The organism is Pseudomonas fluorescens, assembly GCF_902497775.2.
Classification (GTDB): Bacteria; Pseudomonadota; Gammaproteobacteria; order Pseudomonadales; family Pseudomonadaceae; genus Aquipseudomonas; species Aquipseudomonas putida_F.
The window spans coordinates 5,912,932-5,928,229 of sequence record NZ_OZ024668.1 but is presented as its reverse complement, the minus strand read 5'-3'; the positions used below and the strand labels follow the sequence as shown (position 1 = coordinate 5,928,229).

The window sequence follows — 15,298 nt, the reverse complement described above, 5'->3', positions numbered from 1 at the left end:
TCCGCGTCTGTTGCCAAGGCCCCTTGCATGTCTGATCCCCGTTACCAGATCGACGTCAGCGTCGTGACCCGCTACCTCAAAGAACAATCTGATCCCGAAAACGACCGTTTTGCCTTCGCCTATACCATTACGGTGCAGAACAACGGCACTGTGCCGGCCAAACTGATGTCACGCCACTGGCTGATCACCAACGGTGATGGTCATGTCGAAGAGGTCAAGGGAGCAGGTGTTATCGGTCAGCAACCGCTGATCGAACCGGGCCAAAGCCACACCTACAGCAGCGGCGCGGTGATCAGCACCAAGGTCGGCACCATGCAGGGCAGCTACCAGATGTTCGCTGAGGACGGTAAGCGTTTCGACGCCGTCATCAAACCCTTCCGCCTCGCCGTGCCCGGAGCCCTGCACTGATGGCGGTATACGCAGTCGGAGACCTGCAAGGCTGCCTGCAGCCGCTCAAGTGCCTGCTCGAACGGGTAGCCTTCAACCCGGCGGTCGACCGCCTGTGGCTGGTCGGCGACCTGGTCAACCGCGGCCCGGAATCGCTGGAGACCCTGCGCTTCCTTTATTCCATCCGCGAATCGCTGGTGTGCGTACTGGGCAACCATGACCTGCACCTGCTGGCCGCCTGGCACAACATCGAGCGTCTGAAAAAGAACGACACCCTGCGCGAAATCCTCGATGCTCCGGATGCCGGCGAGTTGCTCGACTGGCTGCGCCGGCAAAAGCTGCTGCACTACGACGAGCAACGCGGCATAGCGTTGGTCCACGCCGGCATCCCGCCGCAGTGGACCCTGGGCAAGGCTCTGGAGCTGGCAGGCGAAGTCGAAGAAGTGCTGCGCGACGACAATCGCCTCAAGCCCTACCTCGATGGCATGTACGGCAACGAACCGAACAAGTGGAGCAAAGACCTGAGCGGCGTCACTCGCCTGCGGGTAATCACCAACTACTTCACCCGCATGCGCTTTTGCACCAGTGAAGGCAAGCTCGACCTCAAGGGCAAGGAAGGCGCCGAGACCGCCCCGCCCGGCTATAAGCCGTGGTTCGCCCACAAGGGTCGCCGCTCACGGCATGTGAAGATTATCTTCGGCCACTGGGCTGCCCTTGAAGGGCGCTGCAAGGAGCCCGGGGTGATTGCCCTGGACACCGGTTGCGTCTGGGGTGGCGCCATGACTCTGTACAACGTCGACAGCGGCGCATTCCACCGCTGCGAATGCGCCGACCAAGGCACCCCGCGAATGCAGCCTGCACCGGCACAACCCGCTAGAATGAACGACCAGTCCTGAAGGAAACCGTACCCATGAGCGAATTCAAACGCATCCCTCCCGAGCAGGCCCAGGCGCTGCGTGAGCAAGGTGCGGTCGTGGTCGATATTCGCGACCAGCCAACCTTTGCCCTCGGACACATCACCGGCTCGAAGCATCTGGACAACCACTCGGTAGCGGACTTCATCCGCGCTGCCGATCTCGACGCGCCAACCGTGGTGGTCTGCTATCACGGCAATTCCAGTCAGAGCGCTGCCGCTTACCTGATCAGCCAGGGCTTTTCCGACGTCTACAGCCTCGACGGCGGCTTCGAGCTGTGGCGTAACACATATCCTGCAGAAACTGCCCAGGGCACTGCCGAATAATTTTTTTCATCTCCCGCAGCCCGCGTCCTGTGCGGGCTCGCGCCTGACCAGACGAACGGTCATGGCGAACTTCATGTACAACCGCCCTTGACCTCCCCGATTCCGAACTATCCTTAAGCGCAGGCCATCCAAAAAGGGGAGAGCCGGTACACCGGCGTGCGGGTCATCGGTAGCGAGTTCTAGGTGTTCTGGGGGGTATACAGCAATCGGCGGTGTCGATTGCATGCCAGCATCAGCTGACTGATCCGGCGTCGGCTCCACGTATCGAGCGAGGTGACGTCATGAGTATTTTTAGCCACTTCCAACAACGTTTCGAGTCCACCCGTCAGGAAGAACTTTCGCTGCAGGAGTACCTTGAGCTCTGCAAAAGCGATCGCAGTGCTTATGCGTCGGCGGCCGAACGCCTGTTGATGGCTATCGGTGAGCCGGAACTGGTCGACACCTCGAACAACTCAAGGCTGTCGCGCATATTTTCCAACAAGGTGATTCGCCGCTATCCGGCCTTTGAAGACTTCCATGGAATGGAAGAATGCATCGACCAGATCGTGTCCTATTTCCGCCATGCCGCTCAGGGCCTGGAAGAGAAGAAACAGATCCTCTACCTGCTGGGCCCGGTGGGCGGCGGTAAATCGTCCCTGGCCGAAAAGCTCAAACAGCTGATGGAGAAGGTGCCCTTCTATGCCATCAAGGGCTCGCCGGTTTTCGAATCGCCCCTGGGGCTGTTCAACGCCGCGGAAGACGGCGCCATTCTCGAAGAAGACTTCGGCATCCCGCGGCGCTACCTGAACACCATCATGTCGCCCTGGGCGACCAAGCGACTGGCCGAGTTCGGGGGCGACATCAGCCAGTTCAAGGTGGTCAAACTCTACCCGTCGATCCTTAACCAGATCGCCGTGGCCAAGACCGAACCGGGTGACGAAAACAACCAGGATATTTCCGCCCTGGTCGGTAAGGTCGATATCCGCAAACTCGAGGAATACCCGCAGAACGACGCCGACGCCTACAGCTACTCGGGCGCATTGTGCCGGGCCAACCAGGGCCTGATGGAATTCGTCGAGATGTTCAAGGCGCCAATCAAGGTCCTGCACCCATTACTGACGGCCACCCAGGAAGGTAACTACAACAGTACCGAAGGCCTCGGTGCGATTCCGTACTCCGGGATCCTGCTGGCCCACTCCAACGAATCGGAATGGCACAGCTTCCGCAACAACAAGAACAACGAAGCCTTTATCGACCGGATCTACATCGTCAAGGTGCCGTACTGCCTGCGGGTCAGCGACGAAATCAAGATCTACGACAAGCTGCTGTTCAACAGCTCGCTGGCCAAGGCCCACTGCGCGCCCGACACCCTGAAGATGCTCGCCCAGTTCACCGTGCTGTCGCGGCTCAAAGAGCCGGAAAACTCGAACATCTATTCGAAAATGCGCGTGTATGACGGCGAAAACCTCAAGGATACCGATCCCAAGGCCAAGTCGATCCAGGAATACCGCGATGCGGCCGGGGTCGATGAGGGCATGAACGGTCTGTCGACCCGCTTTGCCTTCAAGATCCTCTCCAAGGTGTTCAACTTCGATCCCCATGAAATTGCCGCCAACCCGGTGCACCTGCTGTATGTACTGGAGCAGCAGATCGAACAGGAACAATTCCCTGCCGAAGTGCGCGAACGCTACCTGCGCTACCTGAAAGAGTACCTGGCGCCACGCTACATCGAGTTCATCGGCAAGGAAATCCAGACCGCTTACCTGGAGTCCTACAGCGAATACGGGCAGAACATCTTCGACCGCTACGTGCTGTACGCCGACTTCTGGATCCAGGACCAGGAATACCGCGATCCGGAAACCGGCGAGATCCTCAACCGCATTGCCCTCAACGAAGAGCTGGAGAAGATCGAGAAGCCGGCCGGCATCAGCAATCCGAAGGATTTCCGCAACGAAATCGTCAACTTCGTGCTGCGCGCCCGGGCCAACAACAACGGCAAGAACCCGACCTGGCTCAGCTACGAAAAACTGCGGGTGGTGATCGAGAAGAAAATGTTCTCCAACACCGAGGACCTGCTGCCGGTCATCAGCTTCAACGCCAAGGCCAGCAAAGAGGATCAACAAAAGCACAACGACTTCGTCACCCGAATGGTGGAACGCGGTTACACAGACAAGCAAGTTCGGCTGCTCTCGGAATGGTACCTGCGGGTCAGAAAATCGCAGTGACCGAGCTGTAAGTGGCAAGCCGCAAGCTGTTCGCCAGGCACCCGTGAGCCGCCTGGCAGGGCTTGCGGCTTGAAGCTTGAGTCTTCAGCTCCCCGGAGGGGCCTATGAGCTATGTGATCGACCGACGCCTGAACGGCAAGAACAAGAGCACGGTCAACCGCCAGCGCTTTTTGCGGCGTTACCGTGACCACATCAAGAAGGCTGTCGAGGAGGCCGTGAGCCGCCGCTCCATCACCGACATGGAGCATGGCGAGCAGATCAGCATTCCCGGTCGCGACATCGACGAACCGGTGCTGCACCATGGCCGTGGCGGCAAGCAGACGGTGGTGCATCCGGGCAACAAGGAATTCACCGCTGGCGAACATATCGCCCGTCCGCAAGGGGGCGGCGGGGGCGGCGGCCGTGGCAAGGCTGGCAACTCCGGCGAAGGCATGGACGAATTCGTCTTCCAGATTACCCAGGAAGAATTCCTCGAATTCATGTTCGAAGACCTCGAACTGCCCAACCTGGTCAAACGTCACCTGACTGGCACCGACACCTTCAAGACTGTGCGCGCCGGTATCAGCAACGAAGGCAACCCGTCACGCATCAACATCATCCGCACCCTGCGTTCGGCTCATGCCCGGCGCATCGCCCTGTCCGGCAGCAGTCGGGCAAAACTGCGAGTAGCTCAGGAGGAACTGGCGCGACTGAAGCGGGAAGAACCGGACAACTTCGGCGATATTCAGGAAATTGAAGCAGAAATCGAACGCTTGAGTGCACGCATCCATCGTGTGCCGTTCCTCGACACCTTCGACCTCAAGTACAACCTGCTGGTCAAGCAACCCAACCCCAGTTCCAAGGCGGTGATGTTCTGCCTGATGGACGTTTCCGGCTCCATGACCCAGGCCACCAAGGACATCGCCAAACGCTTTTTCATCCTTTTGTACCTGTTCCTCAAGCGCAACTACGACAAGATCGAAGTAGTGTTCATCCGCCACCACACCAGCGCCCGCGAAGTGGACGAAGAGGAATTCTTCTATTCCCGGGAAACCGGCGGCACCATCGTCTCCAGCGCCCTGAAACTGATGCAGGAGATCATGGCCGAACGCTACCCGGCCAATGAATGGAATATCTACGCCGCCCAGGCCTCGGACGGCGACAACTGGAACGACGACTCGCCGATCTGCCGCGAGATCCTCACCAAACAGATCATGCCGTTCGTCCAGTACTACACTTACGTCGAGATCACCCCTCGCGAACATCAGGCATTGTGGTACGAGTATGAGCGTATCGGCGAAGCCTTTGCCGATACGTTCGCCCAGCAGCAGCTGGTGTCGGCCGGCGATATCTATCCGGTCTTCCGTGAACTCTTCCAGCGCAGGTTAGTGACATGACCGCTAGAGAGCAGAAGCGCCACCCTATTTCTACCGGGTCCGAATGGACATTCGAACTGATCCAGGCCTATGACCGGGAAATCAGCCGCCTGGCCGAGCGCTATGCCCTGGACACCTACCCCAACCAGATCGAGGTGATCACCGCCGAGCAGATGATGGACGCCTACGCCTCCGTCGGTATGCCGCTGGGCTATCACCACTGGTCGTACGGCAAACACTTCCTCAGCACTGAAAAGTCCTATAGCCGTGGTCAGATGGGCCTGGCCTACGAGATCGTGATCAACTCCGACCCCTGCATCGCCTACCTGATGGAAGAAAACACCATCTGCATGCAGGCGCTGGTGGTCGCCCATGCCTGCTACGGGCATAACAGCTTCTTCAAGGGTAACTACCTGTTCCGCACCTGGACCGACGCCAGCTCGATCATCGATTACCTGGTGTTCGCCAAGCAGTACATTACCCAATGCGAAGAGCGCCATGGCATCGATGCCGTCGAAGACCTGCTCGACTCTTGCCACGCCCTGATGAACTACGGCGTCGACCGCTACAAGCGGCCCTATCCGATTTCCGCCGAAGAAGAGCGACGCCGGCAGAAAGAACGCGAAGAACACCTGCAAAAACAGATCAACGACCTGTGGCGCACCATTCCCAAGGGCGCCGACAAGAACAGCGACCGCGACAACGCACGCTTCCCGGCCGAACCTCAGGAGAACATCCTCTACTTCATCGAGAAACACGCGCCGCTGCTCGAGCCCTGGCAGCGCGAGATCGTGCGCATCGTGCGCAAGATCGCCCAGTACTTCTACCCGCAACGCCAGACCCAGGTGATGAACGAAGGCTGGGCAACCTTCTGGCACTACACCCTGATGAACGACCTCTACGACGAGGGCCTGGTCACCGAAGGCTTCATGATGGAGTTCCTGCAGTCGCACACCAGCGTGGTGTTCCAGCCAGGCTTCGACAGCCCCTACTACAGCGGCATCAATCCCTATGCCCTGGGCTTTGCCATGTACCGCGACATCCGGCGCATGTGCGAACACCCCACCGAAGAGGACCGTCGCTGGTTCCCCGACATCGCCGGCAGCGACTGGCTGTCGACCATCAAGTTCGCCATGAGCAGCTTCAAGGACGAGAGCTTCATTCTCCAGTACCTGTCGCCCACGGTGATCCGCGACCTCAAGCTGTTCAGCATCCTCGATGACGACCAGCGTGAAGACCTGCTGGTACCGGCCATCCACGACGAAAGTGGCTACCGGATCATCCGCGAGACCCTGGCCGCCCAGTACAACCTCGGCAACCGTGAACCCAACGTGCAGATCTGGAGCATTGACCGCCGCGGCGATCGCTCGCTGACCCTGCGCCACCAGCAACACGACCGCAAACCCCTGGGTGACTCTACCGAGGAGGTTCTCAAGCACCTGCACCGCCTCTGGGGCTTTGACATCCACCTGGAAACCCTGCAGGGCGATCAGGTGATGAAAACCCACCACGTGCCCCCCAGAGGCGAGCACGGCGAAGCGGACTACGGCCGCCTGGACCTGGCGGTAGTGCACCTCTAGCGTGCCCTCCGTTGCTGCCAGACAGGTTATCCTGTGGCATCAACGGAGGTTCTACATGCAGATCTACAAAGTCGGCGGCGCCGTACGCGACCGCCTGCTCGGCAGGCCGGTCAGTGATATCGACTGGGTCGTGGTCGGTGCCACGGCGGAACAGATGCAAGCCTTGGGTTATCGCCCGGTCGGGGCGGATTTCCCGGTATTCCTGCACCCCAAAAGCGGCGAGGAATACGCCCTGGCGCGCACCGAGCGCAAGAGCGGACGCGGCTATGGCGGCTTCACCTTCCACGCCAGCCCCCAGGTTACCCTTGAAGAAGACCTCATCCGCCGCGACCTGACCATCAATGCCATGGCCGAAGATGACCAGGGCAACGTCTGCGATCCGTATAACGGCCAGAAGGATCTTGAAGCCCGCATCTTGCGCCATGTATCCCCGGCGTTCGCCGAAGATCCCTTGCGCGTGCTGCGCGTCGCCCGGTTTGCCGCGCGCTATGCCGGCATGGGCTTTAGCGTGGCCCCGGAAACCATCGAACTGATGCACGCACTCAGCGAATCCGGCGAGCTGCAGGCGCTGACCGCCGAGCGCAGCTGGAAGGAAATCGCCCGGGCGCTGATGGAAGATCAGCCTCAGGTATTCATCCAGGTGCTGCGCGATTGCGGCGCCCTCAAGCAGTTGATGCCAGAGCTCGATGCGCTGTTCGGCGTGCCACAGCCTGAGGCCCATCACCCGGAGATCGACAGCGGTATCCACACCCTCTCGGTGCTCGAACAAGCCGCCCTGCACCAACAGCCCCTGAGCGTGCGCTGGGCCTGTTTGCTGCATGACCTGGGCAAAGGCCTTACCCCTGAAGAAGAATGGCCACGACATATCGCTCACGAGCAGCGCGGGCTGAAATTGATCAAGGCGGTGAACCAGCGCTTCAAGGCGCCGCGCGAATGCCAGGAGCTGGCGTTGCTGGTGGGCGAGTACCACACCCATTGCCACCGGGCGCTGGAGCTGCGGGCTTCGACTTTGCTGGAATTGCTGCACAGCTTCGACGTGTATCGTCGGCCGCAGCGTTTCGAGGAATTTATCGTCGCCTGCGAGATGGACGCCCGGGGCCGCAAAGGCCTGGAGCAACGTGATTATCCACAGGCGGATTATCTGCGCGGCGCGGCAGCGGCGGCGCGGGCGGTACAGGTGCAGCCACTGCTGCAGCGAGGGCTGACCGGGCAGGCGCTGGGCGAGGCGCTTAAGGGCGAGCGGCTGAAAGCGCTGAAGGCTTACAAGGACGATCCCGGGCGCTGAACCTATCGCGGGGCAAGCCCGCCCCTACAATCCTGTGGGAGCGGGCTTGCCCCGCGATCGAAGCTAAAGGCTGGTCAACTGCTGCCCACGCCACTCGAACGGCACTGGCGCCAGTACTTGCTCGATCTGCGCCTCGGCCCACAGCTGGCCCATGGTTTTGCCGGCGCCCGGGTGCATCAGCTCAGGCGCAATCAACGCCAGCGGCCACAGCACAAATGCGTTCCTGAGAATTTCCGCCCGCGGTAATACCAGACCGTCAAAGCTGCCATGCAGGTCGTTGTACATCAGCACATCGATATCCAGCGGCAGGCCCTTGCGCTCGGGGGCATAACGGCCATTGTCGGCCTCGATGAACTTGAGCCTGCGGTCCAGCTCCATCAATGGCAACCCGGTCAGGCCGGTGACCACCAGATTGAAGAACGGCCCGCTCTTGATGCCCACCGCCTGGCTTTCGAATACTGCCGAGCAGCGCATGTCGGTCAGCATCCCGGCCAAGGCGTCGAGCCCGGCGGTCAGATTCCGCTCGCGCTCGATGTTACTGCCCAACCCGAGGTAAACCCTGTTCAGAGACATCCGCGCTCGATCTCCACGCCCACCCCACTGGCGGCAGGTACCGCGCCAGGCTTGGTCAGCTTCAGGCGCAACCAGGGAATCTGGAACTCATTCATCAGCACCGCCGCCAGGCGCTCGGCGAAGGTTTCCACCAGCTGGAACTCGGACTGCTCGGCAAACGCCTGGATGCGCGCCGAAACGCTAGCGTAGTCCAGGGCCTTGGTCAGGTCGTCACCGGCTGCGGCCGGGCGGTTGTCCCAGGCAAAATTCAGGTCCAGACGCAGGCACTGGCGGATTCCGCGTTCCCAGTCATAGGCGCCGATCACGGTATCGACTTCCAGCCCCTCGATGAACACTCTGTCCAAGCACTTCTCTCCACAGCACGACAAGGGCGCGTTGCGCCGTTAGAATCAGGGCGTCCTCGCCCGGAATGGTTAGCATGTTTTGGTTACTGGCGCTGTGCGCCTACCTGCTCGGCTCTCTGTCCTTTGCCATTGTCCTCAGCCGCCTCAATGGCAGCCCGGACCCGCGCATGAGCGGTTCAGGCAATGCCGGTGCAACCAACATGCTGCGCCTGGCCGGCCGCAAACTGGCGGTCCTGACCCTGCTTGGCGACCTGTGCAAGGGCCTGCTGCCCGTGCTGGTCGCCAATCTTGCTGGCCTCGATCTGCAGCAACAGGCCTGGATCGGCGTGTGCGCAGTCATTGGCCATCTGTTCCCGGTGTACTTTCGCTTTCGCGGCGGCAAAGGTGTCGCCACCGCCGCCGGCATGCTGCTGGGGCTCTACCCGCCAGCCGCCCTGCTGGCCATCAGCGCCTGGCTGCTGACCTTCTTCCTGACCCGCACCAGCTCGCTGGCGGCGCTGATCGCAACCCCCCTGACCCTGCCGCTACTGGCCTGGCGCGAGCCGGAAGCGTTGCTGCCGATCAGCGTGCTGACCGTGCTGATCGTCTGGCGTCACCGCGGCAATCTACGCGACCTTTTCGCCGGACGCGAACGGCATTTCTGAATCCACTGCATGAGCAACGCTCAGTTTCACAGTGGCGCCAGCTGCTCCATCGGCCAGCGCGCCTGCACGCTGATTGCCAGGCTCTCCTGCTGCCCGGCGGCCAGACGCTGGCAGCCGGCATAGGCAATCATGGCGCCGTTATCGGTGCAAAACTGCGGCCGGGCGTAGTACACATTGCCCTTGATGCCGGCCAGCATGTCTTCCAGCGAAGCGCGCAAGGCCTTGTTGGCGCTGACGCCGCCTGCAATCACCAGGCGCTTGAGGCCGGTTTGCTTAAGGGCCCGCTTGCACTTGATGGTCAAAGTCTCCACCACCGCCTGCTGGAAGGCCAGCGACACGTCGCAACGAGTTTGCTCGCCGTCGTCTCCAGCACTCTGGCACTGCTGCCAGGTGTTGAGGGCGAAGGTTTTCAGGCCGCTGAAACTGAAATCCAGCCCCGGGCGATCGGTCATCGGCCGCGGGAAGACAAAGCGCCCCGGCACGCCCTGAGTCGCCAGGCGGGCAATCTCCGGGCCGCCCGGGTAAGGCAGGCCGATCAGCTTGGCGGTCTTGTCGAACGCTTCGCCAGCGGCGTCGTCGAGCGTCTCGCCGAGCAGTTCGTATTGGCCGATGCCGTCGACCCGCACCAGCTGGGTGTGCCCGCCCGACACCAGCAAGGCGACGAACGGGAATTCCGGCGGCTGCTCTTCGAGCATCGGCGCCAGCAGGTGTCCCTCCATGTGATGCACGCCCAGAGCCGGGATACCCCAGGCAAAGGCCAGGGCCTGGGCGCAGGAAGCGCCCACCAGCAGGGCGCCAACCAGGCCAGGACCTGCGGTGTAGGCAATGGCGTCGATCTCGGTGGCAACGCAGTCGGCTTCGGCCAGCACCTGGCGGATCAACGGCAGCATGCGCTTGACGTGATCACGCGAGGCCAGCTCCGGCACTACCCCGCCATAGACGCGGTGCAGGTCGATCTGACTGAACAATGCATCGGCCAAAAGGCCGCGTTCACTGTCGTATAATGCGACGCCGGTTTCGTCGCAGGATGTTTCCAATCCCAGTACTAGCATGGGTCCGTGCCTTGTTGAGGCTGAATTCGAAGGCGCGCATGATAGTCCCCGCTCCCGACGCCGACCAGCGGTTTTCGATCAGAGGCTTTGCATTCCGGTCGGCTAAGGGTTAACATCCGCAACCCTTAAAAACCGACGTTCTCCAGCGCACATTTTTGCCACGAGTTCGTTGACCCCGGTAATGAATGAAGGTAGCTCTGGATGCCAGCCGTCAAAGTTAAAGAGAATGAACCCTTCGACGTAGCTCTGCGTCGTTTCAAGCGCTCCTGCGAAAAAGCCGGTGTTCTGGCTGAAGTTCGTAGCCGCGAATTTTACGAGAAGCCGACTTCTGAGCGTAAGCGCAAAGCAGCAGCCGCTGTTAAACGTCACGCCAAGAAAGTTCAGCGCGAACAGCGCCGCGCCGTTCGTCTGTACTAATACAGACGTCCGTCGCAAGCTTCTGCCTCGCCCGGCCTACAGCCGGGCTGCCGGCAGTTGTTGCTTGATCCTTTGGCCTTCGGGCCCAAGGCGTCCTGTTGCTCTGCAGCATGGACAACCTGCCTGAATCGTCAGAACTGGCCTCAACGCCAGCTGTGCACGTCCTTCCTGACGAGCCCTCACCGGCTGCAGACGAGCACGTCTTTCCGTATTTTGTGTTACGCCATTCGACATCGCTCGAACGCGCAGCCGTTCCCGCCGCATTAGCGATTACACTTGCTTATCGCCTGATGATGAGAGTGCCATGGCCGGGCTGATTCCCCAAAGTTTTATCGACGACCTGCTTAACCGTACCGACATCGTCGATGTGGTGAGTTCGCGCGTGCAGCTGAAAAAAGCTGGCAAGAACCTCACGGCCTGCTGCCCGTTCCACAAGGAAAAGACCCCGTCCTTCAGCGTCAGCCCCGACAAGCAGTTCTATTACTGCTTTGGTTGCGGCGCGGGCGGCAACGCCCTTGGCTTCATCATGGACCACGACAACCTGGATTTCCCCCAGGCCGTCGAGGAACTGGCCAAGGCCGCCGGCATGGAGATCCCCCGCGAAGAAAGCGGGCGCGGCCACAAGCCCCGGCAACCGGTCGATTCACCGCTGTACCCGCTGCTTGAAGCTGCCGCCGAGTTTTATCGCCAGGCGCTGCGCAGCCACCCGACCCGCAAATCAGCGGTCGACTACCTCAAGGGCCGTGGCCTGTCCGGCGAGATCGCCCGTGACTTCGGCCTGGGCTTTGCCCCGCCTGGCTGGGACAACCTGTTCAAACACTTGAGCAGCGATACCCTGCAGCAAAAGGCCATGATCGATGCCGGCCTGCTGATCGAGAACGCCGAATCCGGCAAGCGCTACGACCGCTTCCGCGACCGGGTGATGTTCCCGATCCGCGACAGCCGCGGCCGGGTGATCGCCTTCGGTGGCCGGGTACTGGGCGACGACAAGCCCAAATACCTGAACTCTCCGGAAACCCCGGTGTTCCACAAGGGCCAGGAGCTGTACGGGCTGTATGAGGCGCGCAAATTCAACCGCAACCTCGATGAAATCATCGTGGTCGAAGGCTACATGGACGTCATCGCCCTCGCGCAGCAAGGCCTGCGCAACGCGGTGGCAACCCTGGGCACGGCCACCAGCGAAGAGCACCTCAAGCGCCTGTTTCGCGTAGTACCCAGCGTGCTGTTCTGTTTCGACGGCGACCAGGCCGGCCGCAACGCTGCCTGGCGCGCCCTGGAAGCAGCGCTTTCGAGCCTGCAGGACGGACGCAAGGCGCGCTTTCTGTTTCTACCCGAAGGCGAAGACCCGGACACCCTGGTACGCGCCGAAGGCACCGACGCCTTCCGCGCCCGTATCAACCAGCATGCGCAGCCGCTGGCCGATTACTTTTTCCAGCAACTGACCGAGGAAGCCGACCCGCGCTCGCTCGAGGGCAAGGCGCACATGGCCACCCTCGCGGCACCGTTGATCGAAAAAGTACCCGGGGCCAACCTGCGCGCGCTGATGCGCAATCGCCTCAAGGAAATCACCGGGCTGGACAACCAGCAGGTCGAACAACTGGCGCACAGTGCGCCGGCTGAAGCCCCACCCAGTTACGACCCGGGCATCGATTACGACGCCATTCCCGACTACACGCCGGATTACGGCGATTTTCACCAGCCCGAGTATGCGCCGCCGCAACAGCAGTGGACGCCGAACAAAGGTGGCAAGAAAAAGTGGGAAGGCAAGCCCTGGGACAAGAAGGGCAAGCCCTGGGAGCGCAATGGCCAGCGCCAGGATGCGCCACCACGGGTACCGACCTCGGTAGAACCGCCGACCTTGAGCGCTCTGCGCACCCTGTTGCATCACCCGCAACTGGCGAAAAAGGTCGAGGATGCCAGCCAACTGGCGGCCGAAGAACATGTCTACGCCCAACTGCTGGTGGCCCTGCTCGAGGCATTGCAGAAGAATCCTGAACTACGCTCACTACAGCTGATCGCCCGCTGGCACGGCACCGAACAGGGCCGTCTGCTCAGGGCATTGGCAGAAAAGGAATGGCTGATCGATGCCGATAACCTTGAACAACAGTTTTTCGACACTATAACTAGCTTGTCCGCTCGCCAACGCGAGCGCAGCCTGGAACATCTGCTCAGGAAAGCACGTCAAAGTGACTTGAGCGCAGAGGAAAAAAATCAGCTGCGTGACCTGTTAAGCCGGAATGTTCCCGCACAAACCCCGACCTCAACTGGCGCGTGAGGTCCTAGCTCGGGTATAATCCTCGGCTTGTTTTTTGCCCGCCAAGACCTTCAGTGGATAGGGTGTTATGTCCGGAAAAGCGCAACAGCAGTCTCGCATCAAAGAGTTGATCACCCGCGGTCGTGAGCAGGGCTACCTGACTTACGCGGAGGTCAACGACCACCTGCCAGAGGATATTTCAGATCCGGAGCAGGTGGAAGACATCATCCGCATGATCAACGACATGGGGATCAACGTATTCGAGAGTGCTCCGGATGCGGATGCCCTTTTGTTGGCCGAAGCCGACACCGACGAAGCCGCAGCTGAAGAAGCCGCCGCAGCGTTGGCGGCTGTGGAAACCGATATTGGTCGTACGACTGACCCAGTGCGCATGTACATGCGTGAAATGGGTACCGTCGAGCTTCTGACCCGCGAAGGCGAAATCGAAATCGCCAAGCGGATCGAAGAAGGTATTCGTGAAGTCATGGGTGCTATTGCCCACTTCCCGGGTACTGTCGAGCACATCCTCTCCGAATACGATCGCGTCACCACCGAAGGCGGCCGCCTGTCCGACGTCCTCAGCGGTTACATCGACCCGGACGACGGCATTGCGCCGCCGGCCGAGGTGCCACCGCCGGTCGATCCGAAAGCCCCAGCCAAGGCTGATGCTGACGACGACGAGGAAGAGAAGGAAGAAAGCAGCGACGAAGAGGAAGAAGTCGAAAGCGGTCCGGACCCGGTCGTCGCGCAACAGCGCTTCGGTGCTGTCCAGGATCAGCTCAACGCTACCCTCAAGGTGCTGAAAAAGAACGGTCGCAGCCACAAGGACAGCCTCAAGGCGATGCTCGATCTGGCTGAGCTGTTCATGCCGATCAAGCTGGTACCGAAGCAGTTCGAAGCCCTGGTTGAGCGCGTTCGTAGCGCCCTGGATCGCCTGCGTCAGCAAGAACGCGCCATCATGCAACTGTGCGTCCGTGACGCGCGCATGCCACGTGCCGACTTCCTGCGCCTGTTCCCGAGCAACGAAATCGACCAGACCTGGGCCAGCGACCTGGCCAAGCGCAGCACCAAATGGGCTACGGCCCTGGGTGAAAAAAGCGACGCCATCGTGGCCTGCCAGCAGAAGCTGATCGACCTCGAAAGCGAAACCGGCCTGACCATCGCCGAGATCAAGGACATCAACCGTCGCATGTCGATCGGTGAAGCCAAGGCTCGTCGTGCCAAGAAGGAAATGGTCGAGGCCAACCTGCGTCTGGTTATCTCGATCGCCAAGAAGTACACCAACCGCGGCCTGCAGTTCCTCGACCTGATCCAGGAAGGCAACATCGGCCTGATGAAGGCGGTGGACAAGTTCGAATACCGTCGTGGTTACAAGTTCTCGACCTATGCCACCTGGTGGATTCGCCAGGCGATCACCCGTTCGATCGCCGACCAGGCCCGCACCATCCGTATTCCGGTGCACATGATCGAGACGATCAACAAGCTCAACCGTATTTCCCGACAGATGTTGCAGGAAATGGGTCGTGAACCGACCCCGGAAGAGCTGGGTGAACGCATGGAAATGCCTGAGGACAAGATCCGCAAGGTATTGAAGATCGCCAAAGAGCCGATCTCCATGGAAACCCCGATCGGTGACGACGAAGATTCGCATCTGGGTGACTTCATCGAAGACTCGACCATGCAGTCGCCAATCGATGTGGCCACGGTCGAGAGCCTCAAGGAAGCGACCCGTGACGTGCTCTCTGGTCTGACCGCACGCGAAGCCAAGGTGCTGCGCATGCGTTTCGGTATCGACATGAACACCGATCACACCCTCGAAGAGGTCGGTAAACAGTTCGACGTGACCCGTGAGCGGATCCGTCAGATTGAAGCCAAGGCGCTGCGCAAGCTGCGCCACCCGACGCGAAGCGAGCATCTGCGCTCCTTCCTCGACGAGTGATGACAAACCCCGGCCCAGGCCGGG

14 protein-coding genes are annotated in these 15,298 nt (G+C 60.8%); 11 read left to right on the top strand and 3 right to left on the bottom strand.

The window, feature by feature from the left end; translation table 11 throughout:
• Positions 1-27 precede the first annotated feature (27 nt).
• The 7 genes from apaG to F8N82_RS27260 all read left to right on the top strand — a co-directional run bounded on the left by apaG (position 28) and on the right by F8N82_RS27260 (position 8,051).
• The gene (apaG, locus tag F8N82_RS27290; RefSeq protein ID WP_038998440.1) at positions 28-408 is read left to right on the top strand and encodes a Co2+/Mg2+ efflux protein ApaG; all 381 of its coding nucleotides are present in this window, start codon (positions 28-30) and stop codon (positions 406-408) included.
• Positions 408-1,283 carry a symmetrical bis(5'-nucleosyl)-tetraphosphatase gene (locus tag F8N82_RS27285; RefSeq protein ID WP_038998439.1) on the top strand — a complete coding sequence of 292 codons (876 nt, stop codon included), beginning with the start codon at positions 408-410 and terminating at the stop codon, positions 1,281-1,283. The genes apaG and F8N82_RS27285 overlap by 1 nt, the downstream gene beginning before the upstream one ends.
• 14 nt (positions 1,284-1,297) lie before the next feature.
• Positions 1,298-1,627, top strand: a complete 330-nt coding sequence (glpE, locus tag F8N82_RS27280) for a thiosulfate sulfurtransferase GlpE (protein ID WP_038998438.1) — start codon at positions 1,298-1,300, stop codon at positions 1,625-1,627.
• A gap of 281 nt (positions 1,628-1,908) precedes the next feature.
• The gene (locus F8N82_RS27275; protein WP_010221441.1) at positions 1,909-3,831 is read left to right on the top strand and encodes a PrkA family serine protein kinase; all 1,923 of its coding nucleotides are present in this window, start codon (positions 1,909-1,911) and stop codon (positions 3,829-3,831) included.
• A 104-nt stretch (positions 3,832-3,935) separates the two neighbouring features.
• Positions 3,936-5,207, top strand: coding sequence for a YeaH/YhbH family protein (locus F8N82_RS27270; RefSeq protein WP_038998437.1), 1,272 nt, complete (start codon positions 3,936-3,938; stop codon positions 5,205-5,207).
• Positions 5,204-6,766: a SpoVR family protein gene (locus F8N82_RS27265; RefSeq protein WP_038998436.1), complete on the top strand. Its 1,563-nt coding sequence runs from the start codon at positions 5,204-5,206 to the stop codon at positions 6,764-6,766. Before F8N82_RS27270 ends, F8N82_RS27265 begins: the two co-directional genes overlap by 4 nt.
• A 55-nt stretch (positions 6,767-6,821) precedes the next feature.
• The gene (locus F8N82_RS27260) at positions 6,822-8,051 is read left to right on the top strand and encodes a multifunctional CCA addition/repair protein (protein ID WP_038998435.1); all 1,230 of its coding nucleotides are present in this window, start codon (positions 6,822-6,824) and stop codon (positions 8,049-8,051) included.
• Between the two features lie 63 nt (positions 8,052-8,114).
• On the opposite strand, the gene folK is transcribed toward F8N82_RS27260, so the two are convergent.
• Complete coding sequence (folK, locus tag F8N82_RS27255) at positions 8,115-8,624, bottom strand: 2-amino-4-hydroxy-6-hydroxymethyldihydropteridine diphosphokinase (RefSeq protein WP_038998434.1); 510 nt, start codon at positions 8,622-8,624, stop codon at positions 8,115-8,117.
• Positions 8,615-8,968 carry a dihydroneopterin aldolase gene (folB, locus tag F8N82_RS27250; RefSeq protein ID WP_038998433.1) on the bottom strand — a complete coding sequence of 118 codons (354 nt, stop codon included), beginning with the start codon at positions 8,966-8,968 and terminating at the stop codon, positions 8,615-8,617. The genes folK and folB overlap by 10 nt, the downstream gene beginning before the upstream one ends.
• 74 nt (positions 8,969-9,042) lie before the next feature.
• Here folB and plsY point away from each other — a divergent pair, with 74 nt between their 5' ends.
• Positions 9,043-9,612, top strand: a complete 570-nt coding sequence (gene plsY / locus F8N82_RS27245) for a glycerol-3-phosphate 1-O-acyltransferase PlsY (protein WP_038998432.1) — start codon at positions 9,043-9,045, stop codon at positions 9,610-9,612.
• A 26-nt stretch (positions 9,613-9,638) separates the two neighbouring features.
• Here the strand turns inward: plsY and tsaD are convergent, their stop codons facing one another.
• Complete coding sequence (tsaD, locus tag F8N82_RS27240; RefSeq protein WP_038998431.1) at positions 9,639-10,664, bottom strand: tRNA (adenosine(37)-N6)-threonylcarbamoyltransferase complex transferase subunit TsaD; 1,026 nt, start codon at positions 10,662-10,664, stop codon at positions 9,639-9,641.
• 201 nt (positions 10,665-10,865) lie between these two features.
• Here tsaD and rpsU point away from each other — a divergent pair, with 201 nt between their 5' ends.
• The 3 genes from rpsU (at position 10,866) to rpoD (ending at position 15,274) form a co-directional block, all read left to right on the top strand.
• On the top strand, positions 10,866-11,081 hold the full coding sequence (gene rpsU / locus F8N82_RS27235; RefSeq protein ID WP_002551877.1) for a 30S ribosomal protein S21: 216 nt from the start codon (positions 10,866-10,868) through the stop codon (positions 11,079-11,081).
• A 304-nt stretch (positions 11,082-11,385) separates the two neighbouring features.
• Positions 11,386-13,356 carry a DNA primase gene (gene dnaG, locus F8N82_RS27230; protein ID WP_038998430.1) on the top strand — a complete coding sequence of 657 codons (1,971 nt, stop codon included), beginning with the start codon at positions 11,386-11,388 and terminating at the stop codon, positions 13,354-13,356.
• Positions 13,357-13,423: 67 nt separating this feature from the next.
• The gene (gene rpoD, locus F8N82_RS27225) at positions 13,424-15,274 is read left to right on the top strand and encodes an RNA polymerase sigma factor RpoD (protein ID WP_038998429.1); all 1,851 of its coding nucleotides are present in this window, start codon (positions 13,424-13,426) and stop codon (positions 15,272-15,274) included.
• The last annotated feature ends 24 nt before the right edge of the window (positions 15,275-15,298 follow it).